The 24,898-nt window shown below is 69.3% G+C and carries 26 protein-coding genes; 23 read left to right on the forward strand and 3 right to left on the reverse strand.

The annotated features are described in order from the left end of the window. Positions 1-722 (reverse strand): NUDIX domain-containing protein (locus JF781_RS03685; RefSeq protein ID WP_225330648.1); only part of this gene is annotated, 722 nt, incomplete at its 3' end. A gap of 45 nt (positions 723-767) precedes the next feature. On the opposite strand from JF781_RS03685, the gene nadA reads away from it, so the two are divergent. The 3 genes from nadA to nadC are packed head-to-tail and all read left to right on the forward strand — an operon-like array spanning position 768 to position 4,251. Next, positions 768-1,817: a quinolinate synthase NadA gene (gene nadA / locus JF781_RS03690; RefSeq protein WP_225330647.1), complete on the forward strand. Its 1,050-nt coding sequence runs from the start codon at positions 768-770 to the stop codon at positions 1,815-1,817. Continuing rightward, the gene (locus tag JF781_RS03695) at positions 1,814-3,394 is read left to right on the forward strand and encodes an L-aspartate oxidase (RefSeq protein WP_225341142.1); all 1,581 of its coding nucleotides are present in this window, start codon (positions 1,814-1,816) and stop codon (positions 3,392-3,394) included. Before nadA ends, JF781_RS03695 begins: the two co-directional genes overlap by 4 nt. Beyond that, positions 3,391-4,251 (forward strand): carboxylating nicotinate-nucleotide diphosphorylase, encoded by an 861-nt coding sequence (nadC, locus tag JF781_RS03700; RefSeq protein ID WP_225327454.1) that lies wholly within the window; start codon positions 3,391-3,393, stop codon positions 4,249-4,251. The genes JF781_RS03695 and nadC overlap by 4 nt, the downstream gene beginning before the upstream one ends. An 87-nt stretch (positions 4,252-4,338) precedes the next feature. Here nadC and JF781_RS03705 read toward each other — a convergent pair whose 3' ends face one another. Beyond that, a complete protein-coding gene (locus JF781_RS03705; protein WP_225327455.1) occupies positions 4,339-4,752 on the reverse strand; it encodes a nitroreductase family deazaflavin-dependent oxidoreductase in 414 nt (137 codons plus the stop codon). 96 nt (positions 4,753-4,848) lie between these two features. Between JF781_RS03705 and hisD the strand changes: the two genes are divergently transcribed. The 9 genes from hisD (at position 4,849) to JF781_RS03750 (ending at position 12,527) form a co-directional block, all read left to right on the forward strand. Beyond that, a complete protein-coding gene (gene hisD / locus JF781_RS03710; RefSeq protein WP_225327456.1) occupies positions 4,849-6,195 on the forward strand; it encodes a histidinol dehydrogenase in 1,347 nt (448 codons plus the stop codon). Then, positions 6,192-7,325: a histidinol-phosphate transaminase gene (locus JF781_RS03715; RefSeq protein ID WP_225327457.1), complete on the forward strand. Its 1,134-nt coding sequence runs from the start codon at positions 6,192-6,194 to the stop codon at positions 7,323-7,325. Before hisD ends, JF781_RS03715 begins: the two co-directional genes overlap by 4 nt. Then, positions 7,322-7,954, forward strand: coding sequence for an imidazoleglycerol-phosphate dehydratase HisB (hisB, locus tag JF781_RS03720; RefSeq protein WP_225327458.1), 633 nt, complete (start codon positions 7,322-7,324; stop codon positions 7,952-7,954). The genes JF781_RS03715 and hisB overlap by 4 nt, the downstream gene beginning before the upstream one ends. Further along, on the forward strand, positions 7,951-8,571 hold the full coding sequence (gene hisH, locus JF781_RS03725) for an imidazole glycerol phosphate synthase subunit HisH (RefSeq protein ID WP_225327459.1): 621 nt from the start codon (positions 7,951-7,953) through the stop codon (positions 8,569-8,571). The genes hisB and hisH overlap by 4 nt, the downstream gene beginning before the upstream one ends. A gap of 82 nt (positions 8,572-8,653) precedes the next feature. Further along, complete coding sequence (gene priA, locus JF781_RS03730; protein ID WP_225327460.1) at positions 8,654-9,397, forward strand: bifunctional 1-(5-phosphoribosyl)-5-((5-phosphoribosylamino)methylideneamino)imidazole-4-carboxamide isomerase/phosphoribosylanthranilate isomerase PriA; 744 nt, start codon at positions 8,654-8,656, stop codon at positions 9,395-9,397. Between the two features lie 7 nt (positions 9,398-9,404). Then, positions 9,405-10,205 (forward strand): inositol monophosphatase family protein, encoded by an 801-nt coding sequence (locus tag JF781_RS03735; RefSeq protein WP_225327461.1) that lies wholly within the window; start codon positions 9,405-9,407, stop codon positions 10,203-10,205. 1 nt (position 10,206) lies between these two features. Then, the gene (gene hisF, locus JF781_RS03740; RefSeq protein WP_225327462.1) at positions 10,207-10,995 is read left to right on the forward strand and encodes an imidazole glycerol phosphate synthase subunit HisF; all 789 of its coding nucleotides are present in this window, start codon (positions 10,207-10,209) and stop codon (positions 10,993-10,995) included. Then, the gene (gene hisI, locus JF781_RS03745) at positions 10,992-11,339 is read left to right on the forward strand and encodes a phosphoribosyl-AMP cyclohydrolase (RefSeq protein WP_225327463.1); all 348 of its coding nucleotides are present in this window, start codon (positions 10,992-10,994) and stop codon (positions 11,337-11,339) included. Before hisF ends, hisI begins: the two co-directional genes overlap by 4 nt. Positions 11,340-11,420: 81 nt before the next feature. Next, positions 11,421-12,527, forward strand: coding sequence for a calcium:proton antiporter (locus JF781_RS03750; protein WP_225327464.1), 1,107 nt, complete (start codon positions 11,421-11,423; stop codon positions 12,525-12,527). A 6-nt stretch (positions 12,528-12,533) separates the two neighbouring features. On the opposite strand, the gene JF781_RS03755 is transcribed toward JF781_RS03750, so the two are convergent. Then, on the reverse strand, positions 12,534-12,992 hold the full coding sequence (locus JF781_RS03755; RefSeq protein ID WP_225327465.1) for a peroxiredoxin: 459 nt from the start codon (positions 12,990-12,992) through the stop codon (positions 12,534-12,536). Positions 12,993-13,086: 94 nt separating this feature from the next. On the opposite strand from JF781_RS03755, the gene JF781_RS03760 reads away from it, so the two are divergent. The 11 genes from JF781_RS03760 (at position 13,087) to usfY (ending at position 24,884) form a co-directional block, all read left to right on the forward strand. Beyond that, positions 13,087-14,625, forward strand: coding sequence for an anthranilate synthase component I (locus JF781_RS03760; RefSeq protein WP_225327466.1), 1,539 nt, complete (start codon positions 13,087-13,089; stop codon positions 14,623-14,625). Further along, entirely contained in the window at positions 14,618-15,304 is a 687-nt protein-coding gene (locus JF781_RS03765) for a TIGR02234 family membrane protein (RefSeq protein WP_225327467.1), read from the forward strand. The genes JF781_RS03760 and JF781_RS03765 overlap by 8 nt, the downstream gene beginning before the upstream one ends. Positions 15,305-15,417: 113 nt before the next feature. Continuing rightward, entirely contained in the window at positions 15,418-16,236 is an 819-nt protein-coding gene (trpC, locus tag JF781_RS03770; protein WP_225327468.1) for an indole-3-glycerol phosphate synthase TrpC, read from the forward strand. A 70-nt stretch (positions 16,237-16,306) separates the two neighbouring features. Further along, positions 16,307-17,569, forward strand: coding sequence for a tryptophan synthase subunit beta (gene trpB / locus JF781_RS03775; RefSeq protein WP_225327469.1), 1,263 nt, complete (start codon positions 16,307-16,309; stop codon positions 17,567-17,569). Beyond that, positions 17,566-18,381: a tryptophan synthase subunit alpha gene (gene trpA / locus JF781_RS03780; protein WP_225327470.1), complete on the forward strand. Its 816-nt coding sequence runs from the start codon at positions 17,566-17,568 to the stop codon at positions 18,379-18,381. Before trpB ends, trpA begins: the two co-directional genes overlap by 4 nt. Continuing rightward, complete coding sequence (locus tag JF781_RS03785) at positions 18,378-19,946, forward strand: prolipoprotein diacylglyceryl transferase (protein WP_225327471.1); 1,569 nt, start codon at positions 18,378-18,380, stop codon at positions 19,944-19,946. Before trpA ends, JF781_RS03785 begins: the two co-directional genes overlap by 4 nt. 70 nt (positions 19,947-20,016) lie before the next feature. Next, positions 20,017-20,460, forward strand: a complete 444-nt coding sequence (locus JF781_RS03790; protein WP_225327472.1) for a DUF2752 domain-containing protein — start codon at positions 20,017-20,019, stop codon at positions 20,458-20,460. Between the two features lie 65 nt (positions 20,461-20,525). Then, entirely contained in the window at positions 20,526-21,944 is a 1,419-nt protein-coding gene (pyk, locus tag JF781_RS03795) for a pyruvate kinase (protein WP_225327473.1), read from the forward strand. Beyond that, positions 21,913-22,845: an acyl-CoA thioesterase II gene (locus JF781_RS03800; protein ID WP_225327474.1), complete on the forward strand. Its 933-nt coding sequence runs from the start codon at positions 21,913-21,915 to the stop codon at positions 22,843-22,845. Before pyk ends, JF781_RS03800 begins: the two co-directional genes overlap by 32 nt. 144 nt (positions 22,846-22,989) lie before the next feature. Then, entirely contained in the window at positions 22,990-24,387 is a 1,398-nt protein-coding gene (locus JF781_RS03805; RefSeq protein WP_225327475.1) for a bifunctional lysylphosphatidylglycerol flippase/synthetase MprF, read from the forward strand. 185 nt (positions 24,388-24,572) lie between these two features. After that, positions 24,573-24,884 carry a protein UsfY gene (gene usfY / locus JF781_RS03810; RefSeq protein WP_225327476.1) on the forward strand — a complete coding sequence of 104 codons (312 nt, stop codon included), beginning with the start codon at positions 24,573-24,575 and terminating at the stop codon, positions 24,882-24,884. The last annotated feature ends 14 nt before the right edge of the window (positions 24,885-24,898 follow it).

Below are 24,898 nucleotides of genomic sequence, written 5' to 3' on the forward strand. Positions count from 1 at the left end.
CCGGGCAGCCCGGGCGGCCTGAGCGCGGCGAATTCATCGGTGACCCGCAACGCCGCGTCGGTGAACCGGTACAGCGCGGCGGGGCGTCCGCCGCTGCGGCCGGATTGCGCGATGGTGCCGGTCGCGGTGATGACGCCGCGCCGCGCCAGCACCCGCTGCAGGTTCGTCGCGTCGACCTGATATCCCAGCGCGGCTCCGTAGATGTCGCGCAGCGTGGAGAGCGCGAATTCCCTTGGCGCCAAGGCGAATCCGATGTTGGTGTAGGACAGTTTGGCGTTCAGCCGGGTGCGGGCGTGGTCCACCATCGGGGCGTGGTCGAAGGCCATCGGCGGCAGGCGGTTCACCGGGTGCCAGCGGGTGTCCGGCGGTAGTTCGGGGCTGGCGGGGGAGGGCACCAGGCCCAGGAAGGTGGACGCGATCACCCGGGCGCCCGGCACCCGGTGCGGGTCGGAGAACACCGCGAGCTGTTCCAGATGTGCCAGCTCCTTGAGGTCGACCTTCTCGGCGAGTTGGCGGCGGACCGAGGTGATCATGTCCTCGTCGTTGCGCACCTGTCCGCCGGGCAGCGACCACGCGCCGCGCTGCGGATCCTTGGCGCGCTGCCATAACAGCACGTTAAGCTGCGGTTTCGCCGTTGTGCGGCCCCGCGCAACCTCTTCGGTGACTTCCCGAACCTGGAACACGACCGCGAGCACTTCGTGGGCGGTGCTACGATGGGCCATGTTTTCGATTATAAGTCGAAAACCTCCTGGCTGAAAGGAGCCCCCATGACGGTGATCAATCGCATGGACACGCTCGCCGAAGACATGGTTGCCGACATTACGGATTCACCCACCGGCTACGCCGGCGTGGTCGCTGACGCGCAGTGGGCCGCAGAGATTCGCCGACTGGCGAAATTGCGTGGCGCCACCGTGCTCGCGCACAACTACCAGCTGCCCGAGATCCAGGACGTCGCCGACCATGTGGGCGACTCGCTGGCGCTGTCGCGGATCGCCGCCGAGGCGGCCGAGGACACCATCGTGTTCTGCGGTGTGCACTTCATGGCCGAGACGGCCAAGATGCTCAGCCCCGACAAAACGGTGCTCATCCCGGATCAGCGCGCCGGCTGCTCGCTGGCCGATTCCATCACCGCCGACGAGCTGCGCGCCTGGAAGGACGAGCACCCCGGCGCGGTCGTCGTCTCCTACGTCAACACCACGGCGGCGGTCAAGGCGCTCACCGACATCTGCTGCACGTCGTCCAACGCGGTCGAGGTGGTCGAGTCCATCGACCCGGACCGCGAGGTGCTGTTCTGCCCGGATCAATTCCTCGGCGCCCATGTGCGCCGGATCACCGGCCGCAAGAACCTGCACGTGTGGGCCGGCGAATGCCACGTGCACGCCGGGATCAACGGCGACGAACTGGGCGACCAGGCCCGCGCGAACCCCGACGCCGAACTGTTCGTGCATCCCGAATGTGGTTGCGCCACTTCGGCGCTGTACCTCGCCGGCGAGGGCGCCTTCCCCCCGGACCGGGTGAAGATCTTGTCCACCGGCGGCATGCTCGACGCCGCGAACCAGACCGACGCGCGAAAAGTGTTGGTCGCCACCGAGGTCGGCATGCTGTATCAGCTGCGGCGGGCCGCGCCGCACGTCGACTTCCGCGCCGTCAACGACCGCGCGTCCTGCAAGTTCATGAAGATGATCACCCCGGCGGCCCTGCTGCGCTGCCTCGTCGAGGGCGCCGACGAAGTCGACGTCGACCCCGACATCGCCGCGGCCGGCCGGCGCAGCGTGCAGCGAATGATCGAGATCGGGCAGCCGGGCGGTGGCGAATGACCGCCCGTCCCCAGTGGACTCATAGCGCCGACGTCGTCGTAATCGGCACCGGCGTCGCCGGATTGGCCGCGGCGCTGGCCGCCCATCGCGCCGGCCGCAGCGTCGTCGTGCTGAGCAAGGCCGATCAGGCGCGCGGCGCGACGGCGACCCACTACGCGCAGGGCGGCATCGCGGTCGTCCTGCCCGACAACGACGACTCGGTCGAGGCGCACGTCGCTGACACCGTGGTCGCCGGGGCGGGCCTGTGCGATCCCCAGGCGGTCTACTCGATCGTCGCCGACGGGTACGCGGCCGTCTCCGAATTGGTCGGCGACGGAGCGCGATTCGACGAATCCGCCCCCGGCCAGTGGGCACTGACGCGCGAGGGCGGGCACTCGCGGCGGCGCATCGTGCACGCCGGGGGCGACGCCACCGGCGCCGAGGTGCAGCGCGCACTCGACCACGCCGCGCGCACGCTGGACATCCGCACCGGGCACGTGGCCCTGCGCGTGCTGCACGACGGGGCGGCCGTGACCGGCGTCCTGGTGGGCAACCCGCAGGGATACGGAATCGTCAGTGCGCCCTCGGTGATCATCGCCAGCGGCGGCCTCGGACACCTCTACGGCGCGACCACCAACCCGGAGGGATCCACCGGCGACGGAATCGCCTTAGGCCTGTGGGCCGGCGTCGCGGTCAGCGATCTCGAGTTCATCCAGTTCCACCCCACGATGCTCTACGCGCCCACGGCCGCCGGCGGGCGGCGTCCGCTGGTCACCGAGGCCATCCGCGGTGAGGGCGCGAGACTGATTGACCGGCAAGGGGATTCGGTGACGGCCGGTGTGCATCCGATGGGGGACCTGGCGCCCCGCGATGTCGTCGCCGCCGCCATCGACGCGCGGATGAAGGCCACCGGTGACCCGTGCGTTTTCCTCGACGCGCGCCACATCGGGGACTTTGCGAACCGGTTCCCGACGGTCACGGCCGCCTGCCGGGCCGCCGGCATCGACCCCGTCCGCCAGCCCATTCCCGTTGTCCCCGGGGCGCATTACAGCTGCGGGGGCATCGTCACCGACGTGTGCGGCCAAACCGAGCTGCCCGGGCTGTTCGCCGCCGGTGAGGTGGCTCGTACCGGGCTGCACGGCGCCAACCGGCTGGCGTCCAACAGCCTGTTGGAAGGTCTGGTGGTGGGCGGCCGGGCCGGCAAGGCGGCGGCCGCGCACGCCGCGGCGGCCGGGCCCGTCCGGGCGGTCGCGCCCGAGCCCGTCGTGCACACCGCGCCCGAGCGCGGCGAGCTGCAACGCGCGATGGGCCGCGACGCGTCGGTGGTGCGCGACGCCGCCGGGCTGAGCCGGCTGTCCACCACGCTGTCGCGGGCCCAGGTGCGCGCCGTGGCGGGTCGTCGGGATTTCGAGGATGTGGCGCTGGCCGTCGCCGCCCGCGCGGTGACGGCCGCGGCCCTGGCCCGCACCGAGAGCCGGGGCTGTCACCACCGCGAGGAACATCGGCAGACCGTGGCCGAGCAGGCGCGCAGCAACGTGCTGCGACTGGCCGACGACCAGCACTCGGTGCTGGTGGAGGCGTTGGCGGCGGTCGTATGACCTCGATGTCCGACTGTGAACTCACCGCCGCGCGCGAAACCATCCGGCGCGGTTTGGTCGAGGACCTGCGTTATGGACCCGACGTCACCACGCTGGCGACGGTGCCCGCCGAGGCCGTGGCCACCGCGTCCATGGTGCCCCGGCAGCCCGGCGTGATCGCCGGCATCGACATCGCGCTGCTGGTGCTCGACGAGGTGCTCGGCACGCGCGGCTACGAGGTCGTCGACCGCGTCGAGGACGGCGCCCACCTGCAGGCGGGCCAGCCCGTGCTCACGGTGCGGGCGGAAACCCGCGGGCTGCTGACCGCGGAGCGGACGATGCTGAACCTGATCTGCCACCTGTCGGGGATCGCCACCACGACCGCGCAGTGGGTGGCCGCCGTGCACGGCACCAAGGCCAAGGTGCGCGACACCCGCAAAACCCTGCCGGGCCTGCGGGTACTGCAGAAGTATGCGGTCCGCGTCGGCGGGGGCGTCAACCACCGCCTCGGGCTCGGCGATGCCGCGCTGATCAAGGACAACCACGTGGTGGCCGCGGGTTCGGTGGTCGACGCGCTGCGCGCGGTGCGCGACGCGGCACCGGATCTGCCGTGCGAGGTGGAAGTGGATTCACTCGAGCAGCTCGACGAGGTGCTGCCCGAAAAACCCGAGCTGATTTTGCTGGACAATTTCCCGGTGTGGCAGACGCAGATGGCGGTGCAACGCCGGGATGCGCGCGCGCCCGCGGTGCTGCTCGAGTCGTCCGGCGGCCTGAGCCTCGAGAACGCCGCCGCCTACGCCGGGACCGGCGTGGACTACCTGGCCGTCGGCGCGCTGACGCATTCGGTGCGGGTGCTCGACATCGGCCTGGATATGTAGCGGTGTTGCGCGTGAATCGTCGGCGTGTCGCCGCCGTGGGTTAACACTGAAAGCCGTCGGCGCACACTCAAGTCGGCGCGCCCGATCTCAGGCGATGTCGGCGACGAAAACGCCGATCACGCGCAGCTGCAGGCGCGCCAACGCGGGCAGCCCGGCGCCGTCGGAGCCGGCGGGCAGGATCCGCGGGTTGATGAGGTGCAGCGTGCGATTGCGGCTCAACTCCACGTCCGCCTCGCCGGCGGCCAGCACGTTCTTCACCCAGTTCGTCTTGCCATGGCCCAGCGCGATCGCCAGGGTGTTGCCCTTGCGGTAGGTGGTCACGATGGTCTCGTAGGGCGTGCCGGAGGTGCGACCACGATGCTTGATCGTCGCGGTCCCGGGCAGGTAGCGCACGATCGGCCTGACCGCCCGGTTGAAGTACTTGATCTGAAAGCGCTCGAACCAGGGCGGGAAGACCATCGGGACGCCGGGGGCGTGGTTGGGGTGATCCTTGGCGGACATGGGGGCTCCCTGGGTTGGCTCTTCTTTTCAGCGCGGGGTATGGCCTCTGTAGCGGCACACTACCGGTCGGATATTGATTTGAGTTCCTCTGGGACAATGGACACCGTGAGCACCACCCAGCCGTCGCCGATGGCCCGTATCGACCTGCGGGGCGCGGAATTGACGGCCGCCCGATTGCGGTCGGCGCTGCCGCGTGGCGGCGCCGACGTGGAGGCGGTGCTGCCCACCGTGCGCCCGATCGTGCAGGCCGTCGCGGAGCGGGGCGCCGAGGCCGCCCTGGATTTCGGGGCCTCCTTCGACGGGGTGCGGCCCCCGGCCGTCCGGGTGCCCGCGGCGGCGCTCGACAAGGCCCTCGCCGAACTGGACGCGGCGGTCGCCGAAGCCCTGCGCGTGATGATCGAACGCACCCGCGCGGTGCACGCTGACCAGCGCCGCACCGACGTCACGACGACACTCGGCCCCGGCGCGACCGTGACCGAACGGTGGGTACCGGTCGAGCGGGTCGGCCTGTACGTGCCCGGCGGCAACGCCGTGTACCCGTCCAGCGTGGTGATGAACGTGGTGCCGGCGCAGGCCGCCGGCGTCGCCTCGCTGGTGGTGGCCAGCCCGCCGCAGGCCCAGTTCGACGGACTGCCACACCCGACGATCCTCGCCGCGGCCCGGTTGCTGGGGGTCGACGAGGTGTGGGCCGTCGGCGGTGCCCAGGCGGTGGCGCTGCTGGCCTACGGCGGCACCGACCTCGACGGTGCGGAGCTGGCCGCCGTCGACATGATTACCGGGCCCGGCAACATCTACGTCACCGCCGCCAAGCGGCTGTGCCGTTCGCGGGTCGGCATCGACGCCGAGGCCGGGCCGACGGAGATCGCGATTCTGGCCGACCACACCGCCGACCCCGCGCATGTGGCCGCCGACATGATCAGTCAGGCCGAACACGACGAAATGGCCGGCAGCGTGCTGGTGACCCCCAGCGAAGACCTGGCCGCCGCCACCGACAAGGAACTGGCCGCCCAGTTGCGGACGACCGTGCACCGCGAGCGGGTGACCGCCGCGCTGGGCGGGCGCCAATCGGCGATCATCCTGGTCGACGACATAGACGCCGGCGTCAAGGTCGTCAACGCCTACGCCGCCGAACACCTGGAGATCCAGACCGCCGACGCGGCCGGCGTGGCCAGGCAAATACGTTCGGCCGGAGCCATTTTCGTCGGCCCGTACTCGCCGGTGAGCCTCGGCGACTACTGTGCGGGATCCAATCACGTCCTGCCGACCGCGGGCTGCGCCCGGCATTCCAGCGGACTGTCCGTGCAGACCTTCCTGCGCGGCATCCACGTCGTCGACTACACCGAGGCCGCGCTCAAAGACGTGTCCGGGCACGTGATCACACTCGCCGAGGCCGAGGACCTGCCGGCGCACGGCGAGGCGGTACGGCGGAGGTTCGAGCGATGACCGGGCCGCAGCAACCGACACTGGACGACCTGCCGCTGCGCGACGACCTGCGCGGTAAATCGCCTTATGGCGCACCGCAATTGGCGGTCCCGGTGCGGCTGAACACCAACGAGAACCCGCACCCGCCCAGCAGGGCGCTGGTGGACGACGTGGTGCGCTCGGTCGCCGACGCCGCCGCCGACCTGCACCGCTATCCCGACCGCGACGCGGTCGCCCTGCGGACCGACCTGGCCGCGTACCTGAGCGCCCAGACCGGGGTTCAGCTCGGCGTCGAAAACCTCTGGGCGGCAAACGGTTCCAACGAGATTCTGCAGCAACTGCTGCAGGCGTTCGGCGGCCCGGGGCGCACGGCGATCGGGTTCGTTCCCTCCTACTCGATGCACCCGATCATCGCCGACGGCACCCGCACCGAATGGTTGCAGGCCGCCCGTGCCGACGACTTCGGCCTCGACGTCGAGGCCGCGGTGGCCGCCATCACCGAGCGCCGGCCCGACGTGGTGTTCGTCGCCAGCCCGAACAACCCGTCCGGGCAGAGTGTTTCGCTGCCGGATCTGCGGCGGCTGCTCGACGTGGTGCCGGGCATCCTGATCGTCGACGAGGCCTACGGCGAATTCTCGTCGGAGCCCAGCGCGGTGGCGTTGGTGGGGGAGTATCCGACCAAGCTCATCGTCTCGCGCACCATGAGCAAGGCGTTCGCCTTCGCGGGAGGCCGGCTCGGCTACCTGGTTGCCACGCCGGCGGTGATCGACGCGATGCTGCTGGTGCGGCTGCCGTATCACCTGTCGTCGGTCACGCAAGCTGCCGCGCGGGCCGCGCTGCGGCACGCCGACGACACGCTGGGCAGCGTCGCGGCGCTGATCGCCGAACGGGAGCGCGTCGGGGCGGAGCTGACCCGCCTGGGTTTTCGGGTGATTCCCAGCGACGCCAACTTCGTGCTGTTCGGGGAGTTCGCCGACGCGCCGGCGACCTGGCAGCGCTATCTGGATGCCGGCGTCCTGATCCGCGACGTCGGCATCCCCGGCTACCTGCGCGCCACCACCGGCCTGGCCGAGGAGAACGACGCCTTCCTGCGGGCCAGCGCCCAGATCGCCGCCACCGAACTGGCCCCCGTCAACGTAGGAGCGCCATGACCACCGTCCACACCGGACAAGCCGCCCGCCGTGCGCGCATCGAGCGCCGCACCAAGGAGTCCGACATCGTCATCGAACTCGACCTCGACGGCACCGGCCAGGTCGACGTCGACACCGGGGTGCCGTTCTACGACCACATGCTCACGGCGCTGGGCAGTCACGCCAGCTTCGACCTGACCGTGCGCACCAGGGGCGACGTCGAGATCGAGGGTCATCACACCATCGAGGACACCGCCATCGCCCTGGGCCAGGCGCTCGGCCAGGCCCTGGGTGACAAGCGGGGCATCCGCCGGTTCGGGGACGCCTTCATCCCGATGGACGAGACGCTGGCCCACGCGGCGGTCGACGTGTCCGGCCGGCCCTACTGTGTGCACAGCGGGGAGCCGGATCACCTGCAGCACACCACGATTGCCGGCAACTCGGTGCCCTACCACACCGTCATCAACCGGCACGTGTTCGAGTCGCTGGCCGCCAACGCGCGCATCGCGCTGCACGTGCGCGTCCTGTATGGGCGCGACCCACACCACATCACCGAGGCGGAGTACAAGGCGGTGGCCCGCGCGTTGCGCCAGGCGGTCGAGCCCGATCCGCGGGTGTCGGGCGTGCCGTCCACCAAAGGTGTTCTGTGACAAAGAAATCGGTCGTTGTCCTCGATTACGGATCGGGCAACCTGCGGTCGGCTCAGCGCGCGCTCGAGCGGGTCGGTGCGTCGGTCGAGGTGACCGCCGACGCCGACGCCGCGGCCGCCGCCGACGGACTGGTGGTGCCCGGCGTCGGCGCCTACGAGGCCTGCATGACGGGGCTGCGCACGATCAACGGGGACCGCATCATCGCCGATCGGGTCGCCGGCGGGCGCCCGGTGCTGGGCGTGTGCGTCGGTATGCAGATCCTGTTCGCCCGCGGCGTCGAATTCAGCGTGGAGACCCAAGGATGCGGGCAGTGGCCGGGATACGTGACGCGGCTGCAGGCGCCGGTGATCCCGCACATGGGTTGGAACGTCGTGAATTCCGGGCCCGGCAGCGTCCTGTTCAAGGGGCTCGACGCCGAGACCCGGTTCTACTTCGTGCACTCCTACGCCGCCCAGCAGTGGGAGGGGTCGCCCGAGGCGGTGCTGACCTGGGCCACCCACGAGGGGCCGTTCCTGGCCGCGGTCGAGGAAGGACCGTTGTCGGCCACCCAGTTTCACCCGGAGAAAAGCGGCGACGCCGGCGCGGCCGTGTTGAGCAATTGGGTGGAAGCACTGTGATCGCTTCCGCGAAACTGTATTCCACGACACAAACGCCGAGAGAACCCGTAGCTCACTGCAGTCTCGGTGCAAAGGAGAAAGCGTGTTGATCTTGTTGCCCGCGGTCGACGTGGTCGACGGCCGTGCCGTGCGCCTGGTGCAGGGCAAGGCGGGCAGTGAAACCGAATACGGCTCGGCGCTGGACGCCGCGCTGGCCTGGCAACGCGACGGCGCCGAATGGATCCATCTGGTCGATCTGGACGCGGCCTTCGGGCGCGGTTCCAACCGCGAACTGCTCGCCGAGGTGGTCGGCAAGCTCGACGTGCAGGTGGAGTTGTCCGGCGGGATCCGCGACGACGACTCGCTGGCGGCGGCCCTGGCCACCGGCTGCGCCCGGGTGAACCTGGGCACGGCGGCGCTGGAGAACCCGCAGTGGTGCGCCCGGGCGATCAGCGAGCACGGCGACAAGGTCGCCGTGGGGCTCGACGTCCAGATCGACAAGAGCCATCCGGCCGGGTCGCACCGGCTGCGGGGGCGCGGCTGGGAAACCGATGGCGGCGACCTGTGGGAGGTGCTGGAACGCCTTGACCGCGAAGGCTGTTCGCGATTCGTGGTCACCGACGTCACCAAGGACGGGACGCTGGGCGGGCCCAACCTGGAGCTGCTGGCGGCCGTCGCCGACCGCACCGACGTCCCGGTGATCGCGTCGGGCGGGGTGTCCAGCCTGGACGACCTGCGCGCAATCGCGACCCTGACCGGGCGCGGCGTCGAGGGCGCCATCGTCGGTAAGGCCCTCTACGCCGGGCGATTCACGCTGCCGCAGGCGCTGGCCTCGGTCGGAGAGTAACGACGGCATGGACTTGGACGCGTTGGTCGAGACGGCATCGGCAATCCTCGACGACGCTGCGGAACCCTTCCTCGCCGGGCACCGTGCCGACTCCGCGGTGCGCAAGAAGGGCAACGACTTCGCCACCGACGTGGACCTCGCGATCGAGCGTCAGGTGGTCGCCGCGCTGGTCGAGGCCACGGGGATCGGCGTCCACGGCGAGGAATTCGGCGGTTCGGCGGTCGACTCACCCTGGGTGTGGGTGCTCGATCCCGTCGACGGCACCTTCAACTATGCGGCCGGATCGCCGATGGCCGGGATCCTGCTCGGCCTGCTGCACCACGGCGACCCGGTCGCCGGACTGACCTGGCTGCCGTTCATGGACCAGCGCTACACCGCGGTGTCGGGTGGACCGCTGCGGAAGAACGGGGCCCCGCAGCCGCCGCTGACGGCGATCGACCTGGCCGACGCCCTTGTCGGCGCGGGATCGTTCAGCGCGGACGCCCGCGGCCGGTTCCCGGGCCGCTACCGGATCGCGGTGCTGGAGAATCTGAGCCGGGTCTCGTCGCGGTTGCGCATGCACGGGTCCACCGGGCTCGACCTCGCGTATGTCGCCGACGGAATCCTCGGTGCGGCAATCAGTTTCGGTGGGCACGTGTGGGACCACGCCGCCGGGGTCGCGTTGGTGCGGGCCGCCGGCGGCGTCGTCACCGACTTGGCCGGCGAGCCGTGGAGTCCCGCGTCGGATTCCGCGGTGGCGGCGGGCCCCGCCGCGCACGCCGAGATCCTCGACCTGTTGCGCAGCACCGGCCGACCGGAGGACTACTGACATGCACGCGAACCACAGCGGCCTCGCGGTCCGGGTGATCCCGTGCCTGGACGTCGACGGCGGACGGGTGGTCAAGGGGGTCAATTTCGAAAACCTCCGGGACGCAGGCGATCCCGTGGAACTCGCGGCCGCCTATGACGCCGAAGGCGCCGACGAGCTCACCTTTCTCGACGTGACCGCGTCGTCGTCGGGAAGGTCCACGATGCTGGACGTGGTGCGGCGCACGGCCGAGCAGGTCTTCATCCCGCTGACCGTCGGCGGCGGGGTGCGCACCGTGGCCGACGTCGACGTGTTGCTGCGTGCCGGGGCGGACAAGGTCTCGATCAACACCGCCGCGATCGCCCGGCCGGAACTGCTGGGCGAGATGGCACGGCAGTTCGGATCCCAATGCATCGTGCTCTCCGTCGACGCCCGCACCGTGCCACCGGGTGCGGTGCCCACCCCGTCGGGCTGGGAGGTCACCACCCACGGCGGGCGGCGCGGCACGGGGCTCGACGCCGTCGAATGGGCCTCTCGCGGAGCCGATCTGGGGGTGGGTGAGATTTTGTTGAACTCGATGGACGCCGACGGCACCAAGGCGGGGTTCGACCTGGAGATGCTGCAGGCGGTGCGCTCGGCGGTGACCGTGCCCGTCATCGCCAGCGGCGGCGCCGGGGCGGCCGAACACTTCGCGCCCGCGATCGCGGCCGGGGCCGATGCGGTGTTGGCGGCCAGCGTTTTCCACTTCCGGGAGCTGACCATCGGTCAGGTGAAGGCCGCCATGGCCAAAGAGGGGATCACCGTCCGATGACGCTCGACCCGCAGATCGCTGCGCGCCTGAAGCGCAACGCCGGCGGCCTGATCGCCGCCGTCGTGCAGGAGCGCGGCAGCGGCGACGTGCTGATGGTCGCCTGGATGGACGACGCGGCCCTGGCCCGCACCCTGGAAACCCGTGAGGCGACGTACTATTCGCGGTCGCGGCGCGAACAGTGGGTGAAGGGCGCGACCTCCGGCCACACCCAATACGTCCATTCGGTGCGATTGGACTGTGACGGGGACACCGTGCTGTTGACGGTCGACCAGGTCGGCGGCGCCTGCCACACCGGCGATCACAGCTGCTTCGACGCCGACTCGCTGCTGCAACCGGAGCGCTAACCGACTGGCGCGCACCCGCCGATGTGTCCACAGTCACTTTCGGCGGGCGCCGGCGCATGACTTCGACAAGAATGGCAGGCAATGTCGAAATGGTTGTCCCGGGACGTCTTGTCCTGGAACGTGGTTGTTCCGGTGCTTGCCGTCGTCGTGCTGGCCTTGATATGGGGCGAGACGCTGGGACCCGTACTGGTCGGGGTCGCCGCGCTGTTTCTCGTCGGCGCCGTGGTCGCCGCGGTGCATCACGCGGAGGTCGTCGCACACCGGGTCGGCGAACCGTTCGGGTCGCTGGTGCTCGCGGCCGCCGTCACCATCATCGAGGTGGCCCTCATCGTCACCCTGATGATGTCCGGCGGCAACGAGGCCGCGACGCTGGCCAGGGACACCGCGTTCGCCGCGCTGATGATCACCACCAACGGGATCGCCGGTTTGTCGCTGCTGCTCGGCTCGCGGCGCTACGGCGTGACGCTGTTCAACGCCGAAGGCGCCGGCGCCGCGCTGGCCACGGTCACCACGGTGGCCACGCTGAGCCTCGTCCTGCCCGCCTTCACCACCAGCAACCCGGCCAGGGAGTTCACCCCCAGCCAGCTCACCTTCGCCGCGATCGCCACGCTCTTGGTGTACCTGCTGTTCGTGTTCACCCAGACCGTGCGGCACCGCAACTTCTTCCTGCCGATCGCGCAGAGGGGCCAAAAGCGCGTATTCGAGGACGAGAGTCACGCGGATCCACCCAGCAGGCGGCAGGCGCTGAGCAGCCTGGCGCTGCTGCTCTGCGCGCTGGTGGCGGTGGTGGGCCTGGCCGAGGAGGAGTCGCCGGCCGTCGAGCACGCGGTGACGGTGGCGGGCTTGCCGCAGTCGTTCGTGGGTGTGATCATCGCGGCGCTGGTGCTGCTGCCGGAGACGCTCGCGGCGGCCCGGGCGGCGCGCAAGGGCCGCATCCAGACCAGCCTGAACCTGGCTTACGGCTCGGCGATGGCCAGCATCGGGCTGACCATCCCGACGATCGCGCTGGCGTCGATCTGGCTGAAGGGGCCGCTGGTGCTCGGCCTCGGCCCCATCCAGCTGGTGCTGCTCGCGCTGACCGTCGTGATCAGCGTGCTGACCGTCGTGCCCGGGCGGGCCACCCGGCTGCAGGGCGAGGTGCACCTGGTGCTGCTGGCCGCCTACGTCTTCCTGGCGATCAGCCCGTGAGGTCGGCTAGGACCGGGTGCGCAGCGTTGCGAGTGCCTTGTCCGCGTGGGTGTCCATGTTGAATTCGCTGGAGATCACCTCGAGGACCGTGCGGTCGGTGTCGATGACGAACGTGGTGCGCTTGACGGGCATCAGCTTGCCCAGCAGGCCGCGCTTGACGCCGAACTGCGCGGCGACGGTGCCGTCGGTGTCCGACAGCAGCGGGTAGTCGAACTTCCGCAGGTCGGCGAACTTGGCCTGTTTTTGCACGGGGTCGGCGCTGATGCCCACCCGGTTGGCCCCGACCGCGGCGAATTCGGAGGCCAGGTCGCGGAAGTGGCACGCTTCTTTGGTGCAGCCGGGCGTCATGGCGGCCGGGTAGAAGAACAGGACGACGGGCCCGCTCGCGAGCAGTTCGCTGAGCTTGCGCGGCGTGCCGGTCTGGTCGGGCAGTTCGAAGTCGGCGACGGTCTCACCAGGTTTCATTCCGCGAGCGTAACGCTGCTGCCAATTGCAGCGCCGAAAAGCGCAGCCACGTTACGCTCGCGAGCCGGCCGAGCCCGTCTGGGAGGATGGGGCGGTGCACGCCCACCTCGCCGCGACGACCTCACGAGAGGACTTCCGCCAGCTCGCCGCCGAGCACCGGGTGGTCCCGGTGACCCGCAAGGTGTTGGCCGACAGCGAGACGCCGCTGTCGGCGTACCGCAAACTCGCCGCCAACCGCCCGGGCACGTTTCTGCTGGAGTCCGCCGAGCACGGCCGTTCCTGGTCGCGGTGGTCGTTCATCGGGGCGGGCGCGCCCTCGGCGCTGACCGTGCGCGACGGCGAGGCCATCTGGCTGGGCGTGGTGCCGCAGGACGCGCCGACCGGGGGCGACCCGCTGCAGGCCCTGCGGGCCACCCTCGAACTGCTGGCCACCGAGCCGCTCGCGGGTCTGCCGCCGCTGTCGGGCGGCATGGTGGGTTTCTTCGCCTACGACCTGGTGCGACGCCTGGAGCGGCTGCCCGAGCTGGCGGTCGACGACCTGGGCCTGCCGGACATGCTGTTGCTGCTGGCCACCGATGTGGCGGCGGTCGATCACCACGAGGGCACCATCACGCTGATCGCCAACGCGGTGAACTGGAACGGGACCGACGAGCGGGTCGACGAGGCCTACGACGACGCGGTCGCCCGGCTGGACGTGATGACCGCGGCGCTGGGCCAGCCGCTGTCGTCGACCGTCGCCACGTTCGACCGGCCGGAACCGCGCTACCGCGCGCAGCGCAGCGTCGAGGAATACGGGAAGATCGTCGACTACCTCGTCGAGCAGATCGCCGCGGGTGAAGCCTTTCAGGTGGTGCCGTCGCAGCGGTTCGAAATGGACACCGACGTCGATCCGATCGACGTGTACCGGATGCTGCGGGTGACCAACCCGAGCCCGTACATGTATTTGCTGCACGTGCCGAATGACACTGGGGGAACGGACTTTTCGATCGTCGGGTCCAGCCCGGAGGCGCTCGTCACCGTCGCCGACGGCGTCGCGACCACCCATCCGATCGCCGGAACCCGCTGGCGCGGGGAGACCGACGAGGAGGATCAGCTGCTGGAGAAGGAGCTGTTGGCCGACGAGAAGGAACGCGCCGAGCACTTGATGCTGGTCGATCTGGGCCGCAACGACCTCGGCCGCGTGTGCGCCCCGGGCACCGTCCGCGTCGAGGACTACAGCCACATCGAACGCTATAGCCACGTCATGCACCTGGTGTCGACGGTGACCGGCCTGCTCGGCGAGGGCCGGACCGCCCTGGATGCGGTGACGGCCTGCTTCCCGGCCGGCACACTGTCGGGCGCGCCGAAGGTGCGGGCCATGGAGCTGATCGAAGAGGTCGAAAAGACGCGCCGCGGCCTGTACGGCGGCGTGGTCGGCTACCTGGACTTCGCCGGCAACGCCGACTTCGCGATCGCCATCCGCACCGCCCTGATGCGCGCCGGCACCGCCTACGTGCAGTCCGGGGGCGGGGTGGTGGCGGACTCCAACGGCCCCTACGAGTACACCGAGGCGACCAACAAGGCGCGCGCGGTGCTCAGCGCGATCGCCGCCGCCGAGACGCTGACCGAGCCGGGTGCGAGCCGCGATGACTGAGGCCCGCGCCGAGCGGCGCCGGCTGGACGGCCGGTGGATGATCCGGATCTCCCAGGCGACGCTCGTGGTGGCCGCGGGCGCGCTGTGGGTGGCCTCGCGCCTGCCCTGGGTCGTGATCCGGTCGTTCGACGGGCTGGGGCCGCCCAAGGAGGTGACGCTGTCCGGCGGGACGTGGTCGACGGCGCTGCTGCCGCTGGCGATGCTGATGCTGGCCGCGGCCGTTGCGGTCATCGCCGTGCGCGGCTGGCTGCTGCGCGCGCTGGCCGGGCTGCTGGCGCTGGCCAGCCTGGCGGTCGGCTACCTGGGAATCAGCCTGTGGGCGCTACCCGACGTGGCGGTGCGCGGCGCCGAGCTGGCGCACGTCTCGGTGATGTCCCTGGTCGGAAGCGAGCGGCGGTACTGGGGCGCCGGGGTCACGGTGGCCGCCGCGGCGTGCGCCCTGATCGCGGCCGTCCTGCTGATGCGATCGGCGTCGGACTCCGGGCCCGCCCGCTCCAGCGCGACGAAGTACACGACGCCGGCGACGCGCCGCTCGATTGCGCGACGCAAAGACGCCGACGGGGCGATGCTGGAGGAGCGACAGACGCCGGAAATGTCGGAGCGGATGATCTGGGACGCGCTTGACGAGGGGCGCGACCCAACCGATCGGCCGAGCGGGTCTGACACCGAGGGTCGGTGACGGGCCGCGAGCCGCGGGCCGCTACCCTTCATTGACGTCGTCGCGATCGGCTGGGGACAACCGAGTGGCCGTGCGATGACAGCGGGGCGACAGGGCGAAGGGAAACGACAGGCATGAGTCCGGCAACCGTGCTTGACTCCATCCTCGAAGGAGTCCGGGCCGACGTTGCCGCGCGCGAAGCCCTCATCAGCCTGTCCGAGATCAAAGCCGCCGCCGCGGCCGCGCCACCGCCGCGAGACGTGATGGCCGCCCTGCGCGAGCCCGGAATCGGCGTCATCGCAGAAGTCAAGCGCGCCAGCCCGTCGGCGGGATCCCTGGCGACCATTGCCGATCCGGCCAAACTGGCCAGGGCGTACGAAGACGGCGGCGCGCGCATCATCAGCGTCTTGACCGAGGAGCGCCGCTTCCACGGTTCGCTCGACGATCTCGACGCGGTTCGGGCGGCGGTCTCGATACCGATTTTGCGCAAAGACTTTGTCGTGCAGCCCTATCAGATCCACGAAGCGCGGGCGCACGGCGCCGACATGTTGTTGCTCATCGTCGCCGCGCTGGAGCAGTCCGCACTGGTGTCGATGCTGGACCGCACCGAATCGCTGGGCATGACGGCGCTCGTCGAGGTGCACACCGAAGAGGAAGCCGACCGGGCGCTCAAGGCCGGGGCCAACGTAATCGGCGTCAACGCCCGCGATCTGGCCACGCTGGCGGTGGACCGGGATTGCTTCGCGCGCATCGCTCCCGGGCTGCCCAGCAACGTGATCAGGATCGCCGAATCCGGTGTGCGCGGCACCGGAGACCTGCTGGCGTATGCCGGCGCGGGCGCCGACGCCGTGTTGGTCGGCGAAGGTCTGGTCAAAAGCGGTGACCCACGCGCCGCGGTCGCCGACCTGGTGACCGCGGGCACCCATCCGTCCTGTCCGAAACCGTCTCGCTAGTCGCTGCGTCACTGAAGAGCCCCTGCGCTGTAACGTTGAACCCCATGAGCCATCCCCGCGTAGAGCCTTGGTGATGGTGGACCTGTCCCGCCCGGACCTTCCGCTTCCGAGCGCAGCCATCGCCGAACCCACCCGTCACGAACCCGATGCGGGTGGCCATTTCGGCGTGTACGGCGGCCGCTACGTCGCCGAGGCGTTGATGGCCGTCATCGAAGAGGTCACCGCGGCCTACGAGAAGGAACGCGTCAACCAGGACTTCCTGGACACGCTGGATTACCTGCAGGCGCACTATGCCGGGCGGCCGTCGCCGCTGTATGAGGCGCCTCGCCTGTCCGAGCAGGCCGGCGCCCGCATCTTCCTCAAGCGAGAAGACCTGAACCACACCGGTTCTCACAAGATCAACAACGTGCTCGGTCAGGCGCTGCTCGCTCAGCGCATGGGCAAGAAGCGGGTGATCGCCGAGACCGGGGCCGGTCAGCACGGCGTGGCGACGGCCACCGCCTGCGCCCTGCTCGGCCTGGAATGCGTGATCTACATGGGCGCAGTGGACACCGAGCGCCAGGCGCTCAACGTGGCACGGATGCGACTGCTGGGAGCCACGGTCGTCTCGGTCCAGAGCGGTTCGAGGACGCTCAAAGACGCCATCAATGAGGCGTTCCGGGATTGGGTTACCAATGCCGACAACACCTTCTACTGCTTCGGCACCGCGGCCGGACCCCATCCCTTTCCCGCCATGGTCCGCGATTTCCAGCGCATCATCGGCCTCGAGGCGCGCGCCCAGATTCAGGCGCAGGCGGGCCGGCTGCCCGACGCGGTGGTGGCCTGCATCGGTGGCGGATCGAACGCGATCGGCATCTTCCACCCGTTCATCGACGATCCCGGCGTGCGGCTGATCGGATTCGAGGCGGCCGGCGACGGTGTCGAAACCGGAAGGCACGCCGCAACCTTCAGCGGCGGTTCCCCCGGGGCGTTTCAGGGGTCGTTCTCCTACCTGCTGCAGGACGAGGACGGTCAGACCATCGAATCCCATTCCATCTCAGCGGGTCTCGATTACCCGGGAGTGGGCCCAGAACATGCGTGGCTGCGCGAGAGTGGACGCGCCGAGTACCGGCCCATCACCGATTCCGAGGCGATGGAGGCGTTCCGCGCCCTGTGCCGCACCGAAGGGATCATCCCCGCCATCGAATCCGCGCACGCCGTGGCCGGGGCCCTGAAGGTGGCGCCCGAATTGGGGAACGCCGCGATCATCGTGGTGAACCTGTCGGGGCGCGGGGACAAGGACGTCGAGACGGCCGCGCAGTGGTTCGGGCTGTTGGGATCCAGCGACCGATGACCGTCAAGCAGAGCGAAGCGAGCCGGCTCGGGCCGGTCTTCGAGGCGTGCCGCGAAGGCGGCCGCGCGGCGCTGATCGGCTATCTGCCCACCGGGTACCCGGATGTGCGGACCTCGGTGGACGGGATGATCGCCTTGGTCGAATCGGGTTGCGACATCGTCGAAGTCGGGGTGCCCTATTCGGATCCCGGCATGGACGGCCCGACCATCGCCAAGGCCACCGAGGCCGCGCTGCACGGGGGAGTGCGCGTGCGCGACACCCTGGCGGCGGTCGAGGCGATCAGCGCCGCCGGTGGCCACGCCGTCGTGATGACCTACTGGAACCCCGTGTTGCGCTACGGAATTGACGCCTTCGCCCGTGACCTGGCATCGGCCGGCGGTTACGGCCTGATCACCCCGGATTTGATTCCCGACGAAGCCGGGCAGTGGCTGGCGGCGTCCGAGGAGCATCGACTGGACCGGATATTTCTGGTGGCGCCCTCCTCGACGCCGCAGCGCTTGGCGATGACGGTCGAGGCGTCCCGCGGATTCGTCTACGCGGCATCGACGATGGGTGTGACGGGAGCGCGCGACGTGGTATCCAATGCCGCGCCCGAGTTGGTGGGCAGAGTCAAGGAGATATCGGACATCCCGGTCGGTGTCGGGCTGGGAGTGCGGTCGCGAGAGCAAGCCGCGCAGATCGGCGGCTACGCCGACGGTGTCATTGTCGGTTCCGCGCTGGTGTCGGCGCTCGGAGACGGGGGTTTGACCGCATTGCGCGCACTCACTGAGGAACTCGCCGCCGGTGTACGCCACAGGGCGGTCGCGTCGTGACGACGTTGCTCGCCTATTTTCCGAGTCCCGCGCAGGGCGTCTGGCACGTTGGGCCGCTGCCCATTCGGGCCTACGCGCTGTTCATCATCGCCGGCATTGTGGCCGCCCTGCTGATCGGCGACCGGCGCTGGGAGGCGCGCGGCGGCGAGCGCGGCGTGATCTACGACATCGCGCTGTGGACGGTGCCGTTCGGGCTAATCGGTGGTCGGCTCTACCATTTGGCCACCGACTGGCGCACCTATTGGGGCCCGGGCGGAGCCGGACTAGGCGCGGCCGTACGGATCTGGGACGGCGGCTTGGGCATCTGGGGCGCGGTGGCGCTCGGCGCCGTGGGCGCCTGGATCGGGTGCCGCCGGCACGGCATTCCGCTGCCGGCCTTCGCCGACGCGATCGCCCCGGGAATCATCCTGGCGCAGGCCATCGGTCGGCTCGGTAACTACTTCAACCAGGAACTCTACGGCCGCGAGACCACACTGCCGTGGGGGCTGGAGATCTTCTACCGCCGGGACCCCTCGGGATACATCGACCCGCATTCGCTGGACGGGATCTCCACGGGCCAGGTGGCATTGGTCGTGCAGCCAACGTTCCTCTACGAATTGCTCTGGAACCTACTGATTTTCGTCGTTCTGCTCTATGCGGATCGACGATTCACGCTGGGCCACGGCCGGCTGTTCGCGCTGTATGTGGCTGGTTATTGCGTGGGACGCTTCTGTGTGGAGCTGCTGCGCGACGACACCGCCACCCACATCGCCGGCATCCGGATCAATTCGTTCACATCGACTTTCGTGTTCATCGGGGCGGTGGTGTACCTGATGGCGGCGCCCAGGGGCCGCGAAGATCCCGAGAGCCTGCGCGGAAACCAATACGTTGACGAGGAATACGCCGAGCCGGAACTGGAGCCGGCGACTGTGGCGGCGGCCGCGGCCGCGGGGGGTGCGGCCGGTGCCGCGGGTGCTGCCGACGACGACGTGCCGACCGAATCTGCGGTGGGGAGCGCGGAAGTCGCCGACACGGGCGGCGACGAGGCGGAATCCGACGAGCCGGAGACCGAGGCGGTAGCCGACGAGGCCGAGGCGGAGGAATCCGAGGCCGAAGAGCTCGAGCTCGACGAGGCGGAATCCGACGAGGCGGAAGCCGAGGAACCGGAAGTCGAAGAGCCGCAAGCCGAAGAGCACGCGGATGAATCGGAGGCCGAGGCGGTAGCCGACGAGGCCGAGGGGGAGGAATCCGAGGCCGAAGAGCTCGAGCTCGACGAGCCGGAGGCCGACGCGGAAGCCGAGGAACCGGAAGTCGAAGAGCCGCAAGCCGAAGAGACCGACGAGGCGGAAGCCGACGCGGAGGACGAGGAACCGGAAGCCGAAGAGGCCGACGAGGTGGAAGCTGACGAGGCGGAAGCCGAAGAACCGGAAGCCGAAGCCGACGCAGAGGATTCCGAATCCGAAGAACCGGAAGCCCAAAGCGCAGAACCCGCTACGGAAGAGCCCGTCGCCGAAAAGGTTTCGGATCAACCAGAAGCCCGGCGGCGATGGGGCTCGCGACTGCGGAACCGACTGTCGGGCCGCTGACTACCCGCTCACTACCGGCGCGCCGGATCCGGGCGCCGGGGCGCCGCGAATCTGGCATGCTGGAAGCACTGTGACCAACGCGAGGTCAGCCCTTCCACCCGCGCATGCCGGCTCGCACGGCCTGCGTGCTCCTCTCGGCTATGCCGGGGCGGCGACCGGCCTCGCGCTGGGCGGCGCGCTCGGCTACGTCGCGCTGGCCGACCCGCACAATCCCGCTTCGATCTATCCGCCGTGTCCGTTCAAGTGGCTCACCGGCTGGAATTGCCCGTTTTGCGGCGGGCTGCGCATGACGTATGACGTGGTGCACGGCGACCTGGCGGCCGCCATCCACGACAACGTTTTTCTGCTGGCCGCAATCCCGATGTTGGCCGCGTGGCTGCTGGTTCGCCGCGCACGCGGCGCTTCGCCGCTGTCGCGGACGGCGTTGCTGACCGTCGTGGTCGCGACGGTCGTCTGGACGGTTGCGCGTAACTTGCCCGCCTTCCCGTTGATTCCGAGCGTTCTTGGTGGGTAAGAGCACACTGCGCGGCGCCCTTATGTGCGGGCCGTCGGGGTTACACGCGACTATGCTGGGTCGGCGTGAGTAGACGCGGAAAGATCGTCTGCACCCTTGGGCCTGCGACCAATTCGGACGAGTTGATCTTGGCGCTGGTTGAGGCCGGAATGGACGTCGCCCGGTTGAACTTCAGCCACGGCGATTACGCCGATCACAAAGCCGCCTACGAACGGGTCCGGGTCGCCTCCGACGCGACCGGCCGCGCCGTCGGTGTGCTCGCCGACCTGCAGGGCCCCAAGATCAGGCTGGGACGCTTCGCCACCGGCCCCACCTACTGGGCCGACGGTGAGACGGTCCGGATCACCGTCGCGGACTGCGAAGGCAGCCACGACCGGGTGTCGACCACCTACAAAAGGCTGGCGGAGGACGCCGCCATCGGTGACCGGGTTCTGGTCGACGACGGCAAGGTCTGCCTGGTGGTCGACGGCATCGAGGGCGACGACGTCATCTGCACCGTCGTCGAGGGCGGCCCGGTCAGCAACAACAAGGGCATCTCGCTGCCGGGCATGAACGTGTCCGCACCGGCCTTGTCGGAGAAGGACATCGAGGACCTCACCTTCGCGCTGGATCTCGGTGTCGACCTGGTGGCGCTGTCCTTCGTGCGTTCGCCGGCCGACGTCGAGTTGGTGCACGAGGTGATGGACCGGGTGGGCCGGCGGGTTCCGGTGATCGCCAAGCTGGAAAAGCCCGAAGCCGTCGACAATCTGGAAGCCATCGTGCTGGCCTTCGACGCCATCATGGTGGCCCGCGGCGACCTCGGCGTCGAGTTGCCCTTGGAAGAGGTTCCGCTGGTGCAGAAGCGGGCCATCCAGATGGCGCGCGAGAACGCCAAGCCGGTCATCGTGGCCACGCAGATGCTCGATTCCATGATCGAGAACTCACGGCCGACCCGCGCGGAGGCGTCCGACGTCGCTAACGCGGTCCTCGACGGCGCGGACGCGGTGATGCTGTCCGGGGAGACGTCGGTGGGCAAGTATCCGATGGCGGCCGTACGGACCATGTCGCGCATCATCTGCGCGGTCGAGGACAATTCCACGGCCGCCCCGCCGCTGACCCACGTCCCGCGCACCAAACGGGGCGTGATCTCCTATGCGGCCCGCGACATCGGCGAGCGGCTCGACGCCAAGGCCCTCGTCGCCTTCACCCAGTCCGGCGACACGGTCAAGCGGCTCGCGCGCCTGCACACCCCGCTGCCGCTGCTGGCCTTCACCGCCTGGCCCGAGGTGCGCAGCCAGCTGGCCATGACCTGGGGCACCGAGACGTTCATCGTCCCGATGATGACCTCGACCGACGGCATGATCCGCCAGGTCGATAAGTCGCTGCTCGAACTCGGCCGCTACAAGCGCGGCGACCTGGTGGTCATCGTCGCCGGCGCGCCACCTGGCACAGTAGGGTCGACCAACCTGATCCATGTGCACCGGATCGGGGAGGACGACGTTTAACGCCCGGACCGAAGGAGAGGCCGCCATCAGCACCGATTCTGATTTCCAGGAGCTGCTGGCGACACTCGACCTCGATCGTCTCGACGATGACCTGTTCATCGGCTCGCACCCCAGCAAGAACCCGATGCGCACGTTCGGCGGTCAGCTCATGTCGCAATCATTCGTCGCGGCCAGCCGCAGCCTGATTCGCGACGACCTGCCCCCGGGCGCGCTATCGGTGCACTTCATCAACGGTGGCGACACCGGCAAGGACATCGAATACCGCGTGACCCGGCTGCGCGACGAGCGGCGGTTCGCCAACCGTCGCGTCGACGCGATGCAAGACGGCACGTTGCTGTGCTCGGCGATGATCTCCTTCATGTCCGGCGGCCGAGGCCTCGAGCACGGAATCGATCCGCCCCAGGTGGCCGAACCGCACACCCAGCCCACGATCGGCGAACTGCTGCGCGGTTACGAAGACACCGTCCCGCACTTCGTCAACGCCCTGCAGCCCATCGAATGGCGCTACACGAACGACCCCGCCTGGGTGATGCGGTCGAAGGGGGATCGGCTGCCCCACAACCGGGTCTGGGTCAAGGCGCTGGGAGAGGTTCCCGAGGACCCCGTATTGCACACGGCGACAATGGTGTATTCCTCGGACACCACGGTGTTGGACTCGGTCATCACCACGCACGGCCTTTCCTGGGGATTCGACCGCATTTTCGCCGCGTCGGCCAATCATTCCATTTGGTTTCACCGGCAGGTCAACTTCAACGACTGGGTGTTGTACTCGACGTCGTCGCCCGTGGCGGCGGATTCGCGCGGCCTGGGCACCGGGCATTTCTTCGACCGGTCCGGGCAGCCGGTCGCCACCGTGGTGCAAGAGGGCGTGCTGAAGTACTTTCCGTCTTCTCGCCGATAAACCGTTACCCAATAGCCGCAGGATATCCGCCCGAATCTCTCCCGGTAGGGCCTTGATCGGGCGTAACTTTGACCTAGCCGGGTATTCGGTGCAGAGGCGGCGGACACGCCGCCCAGCTGTTGTCAGCGCATCGGGAGGTGAAGTGTGAACGGGCCGGTCGTGGACGTCACGGCAAGACCTCGCGCGCGCGAACGCGTTGTCGTTTCGGCCGATTCACTGGCGGCCCGCCTGATCGGTGCCCTGGCCCTGCTCTGCGCGACGTGCTGGCTCATCGAGATACTCGCTCGTCATCACAGCCAACCCAACTGGCAGTTCGCGGATCGGTTGGCCTGGTCGGTGACGGTGCTGATCGCGGTGGCATGGATCGCGCGCGGCGTGTTCCTGGGCCGCCCGGTGACGACGATGCACGCCATCGCGGCCGCGCTTTTCGTGCTGGCGGGGCTGGGCCTGCACGTGTTGTCCTTCGACCTGCTCGGCGACGTCGTGATCGCCAGCTCGGGCATGGTGTTGATGTGGCCGATGACCTCGCACCCGCGGCCCGCCGACCTGCCGCGTGTGTGGGAGTTGATCAATGCGACCAGCGATGACGCGTTGGCGCCGTTCACCATGCAGACCGGCAAGAGCTACCACTTCACCGCCGACGGCTCCGCGGCGCTGGCCTACCGGACGCGGATGGGAATCGCCGTGGTCAGCGGCGACCCCATCGGCGACGAGACGCACTTCCCGGAACTGGTGGCCGATTTCGCCGCCACCTGTCATGCCCACGGATGGCGGATCGCGGTGGTGGGCTGTGGCGAGCGGCGGCTCAAACTCTGGAGCGACTCGGCGACACTGGGACAAACGTTGTGGCCCATACCGATTGGGCGCGACGTGGTGGTCGACGTGTCGGGCTTCGACATGGTGGGCCGCAAGTTCCGCAACCTGCGTCAGGCCGTGAAGCGCACCCATAACTGCGGCGTCACAACCGAAATCGTGGCGGAGCAGGGGCTCGACGACGCGCTGCTGACCGAGCTGACCGAGGTGGTGCGGGAATCGTCCAAAGGGGCGCATGCCGACCGCGGATTCCACATGAATCTCGACGGCGTGTTGGAAGGCCGTTTCCCCGGGATACAGCTGATCATCGCCAGGGACGCCGCGGGCAAGGTGCAGGCATTTCACCGATACGCCACGGCCGGCGGCGGTAGCGACATCACCCTCGACGTCCCGTGGCGGCGCCGCGGTGCCCCCAACGGACTCGACGAGCGGCTCAGCGTCGACATGATCATGGCCGGTAAAGACAATGGGGCACAGCGGGTTTCGCTCGCGTTCGCCGCATTCCCCGAGATATTCGACGACAAGAACCGCGGCTGGACCCAGCGCGTCTTGTACCGGCTGACCCACATCCTCGACCCGCTGATCGCGCTGGAGTCGCTGTACCGGTACGTGCGCAAGTGGCACGCGCTCGACACGCGCCGGTACGCGCTGATCTCCCTGACACAGATCGTCCCGCTGCTGTTCGTGCTGTTGTCGCTGGAGTTCATGCCGCGCCGGCGACACCTCTAACCCGCCGCCGGCGGTGGGGGACAGCCCGATTGGCAGCGGCTGTCCAGTTACTAGACAGAACATTCTCACCCTCGGTGACTACCGTTGAAGGCATAGACATGGTCGGCTTCCGCATGTGCGTGGTCGCATGATCGACGCACTGTCCGGACGCCCCCCTGGTGAAACTACGGGGAAAGGGAATTGTCATGGGTGACACGTTTCGCGACCCCATCGACCATGCGAGGACGACGAGGCCGCATGCCGGTGAGTCGCTGATCGACGTGATGAGTTGGCCGGGGTACCTGTTCATGCTCGTGGGCGTGATCGCCGTCTTTCGGTGCCTCGTCGCCCTCGGCACGGGTCACGAAGGCCGCAGTGTGATCGGCGCCGTGATAGCGGTCGCGGCGATGACGGTCGGGTTGGTGTGGCTCAAGGTCGAACGCGGGCGGGTCCGCAAGCTCGAGAACCGCTGGTATGAGGAGCACCCGGACGCCTATCGGCAGCGCCCGGCCAGCTGACCGCTCCCCGGGCG

This window comes from Mycobacterium sp. WUMAC-067 (assembly GCF_020217485.1).
Taxonomy (GTDB): Bacteria; Actinomycetota; Actinomycetes; order Mycobacteriales; family Mycobacteriaceae; genus Mycobacterium.

What these genes read in the sequence shown, in the direction of transcription:
- nadA (WP_225330647.1), top strand. Translation starts at nt 768, where the DNA reads ATGACGGTGATCAATCGCATGGACACGCTCGCCGAAGACATGGTTGCC.
- JF781_RS03695 (WP_225341142.1), top strand. Translation starts at nt 1,814, where the DNA reads ATGACCGCCCGTCCCCAGTGGACTCATAGCGCCGACGTCGTCGTAATC.
- nadC (WP_225327454.1), top strand. Translation starts at nt 3,391, where the DNA reads ATGACCTCGATGTCCGACTGTGAACTCACCGCCGCGCGCGAAACCATC.
- JF781_RS03705 (WP_225327455.1), bottom strand. Translation starts at nt 4,752, where the DNA reads ATGTCCGCCAAGGATCACCCCAACCACGCCCCCGGCGTCCCGATGGTC.
- hisD (WP_225327456.1), top strand. Translation starts at nt 4,849, where the DNA reads ATGGACACCGTGAGCACCACCCAGCCGTCGCCGATGGCCCGTATCGAC.
- JF781_RS03715 (WP_225327457.1), top strand. Translation starts at nt 6,192, where the DNA reads ATGACCGGGCCGCAGCAACCGACACTGGACGACCTGCCGCTGCGCGAC.
- hisB (WP_225327458.1), top strand. Translation starts at nt 7,322, where the DNA reads ATGACCACCGTCCACACCGGACAAGCCGCCCGCCGTGCGCGCATCGAG.
- JF781_RS03735 (WP_225327461.1), top strand. Translation starts at nt 9,405, where the DNA reads ATGGACTTGGACGCGTTGGTCGAGACGGCATCGGCAATCCTCGACGAC.
- hisF (WP_225327462.1), top strand. Translation starts at nt 10,207, where the DNA reads ATGCACGCGAACCACAGCGGCCTCGCGGTCCGGGTGATCCCGTGCCTG.
- hisI (WP_225327463.1), top strand. Translation starts at nt 10,992, where the DNA reads ATGACGCTCGACCCGCAGATCGCTGCGCGCCTGAAGCGCAACGCCGGC.
- JF781_RS03750 (WP_225327464.1), top strand. Translation starts at nt 11,421, where the DNA reads ATGTCGAAATGGTTGTCCCGGGACGTCTTGTCCTGGAACGTGGTTGTT.
- JF781_RS03755 (WP_225327465.1), bottom strand. Translation starts at nt 12,992, where the DNA reads ATGAAACCTGGTGAGACCGTCGCCGACTTCGAACTGCCCGACCAGACC.
- JF781_RS03765 (WP_225327467.1), top strand. Translation starts at nt 14,618, where the DNA reads ATGACTGAGGCCCGCGCCGAGCGGCGCCGGCTGGACGGCCGGTGGATG.
- trpC (WP_225327468.1), top strand. Translation starts at nt 15,418, where the DNA reads ATGAGTCCGGCAACCGTGCTTGACTCCATCCTCGAAGGAGTCCGGGCC.
- trpA (WP_225327470.1), top strand. Translation starts at nt 17,566, where the DNA reads ATGACCGTCAAGCAGAGCGAAGCGAGCCGGCTCGGGCCGGTCTTCGAG.
- JF781_RS03800 (WP_225327474.1), top strand. Translation starts at nt 21,913, where the DNA reads ATGTGCACCGGATCGGGGAGGACGACGTTTAACGCCCGGACCGAAGGA.
- usfY (WP_225327476.1), top strand. Translation starts at nt 24,573, where the DNA reads ATGGGTGACACGTTTCGCGACCCCATCGACCATGCGAGGACGACGAGG.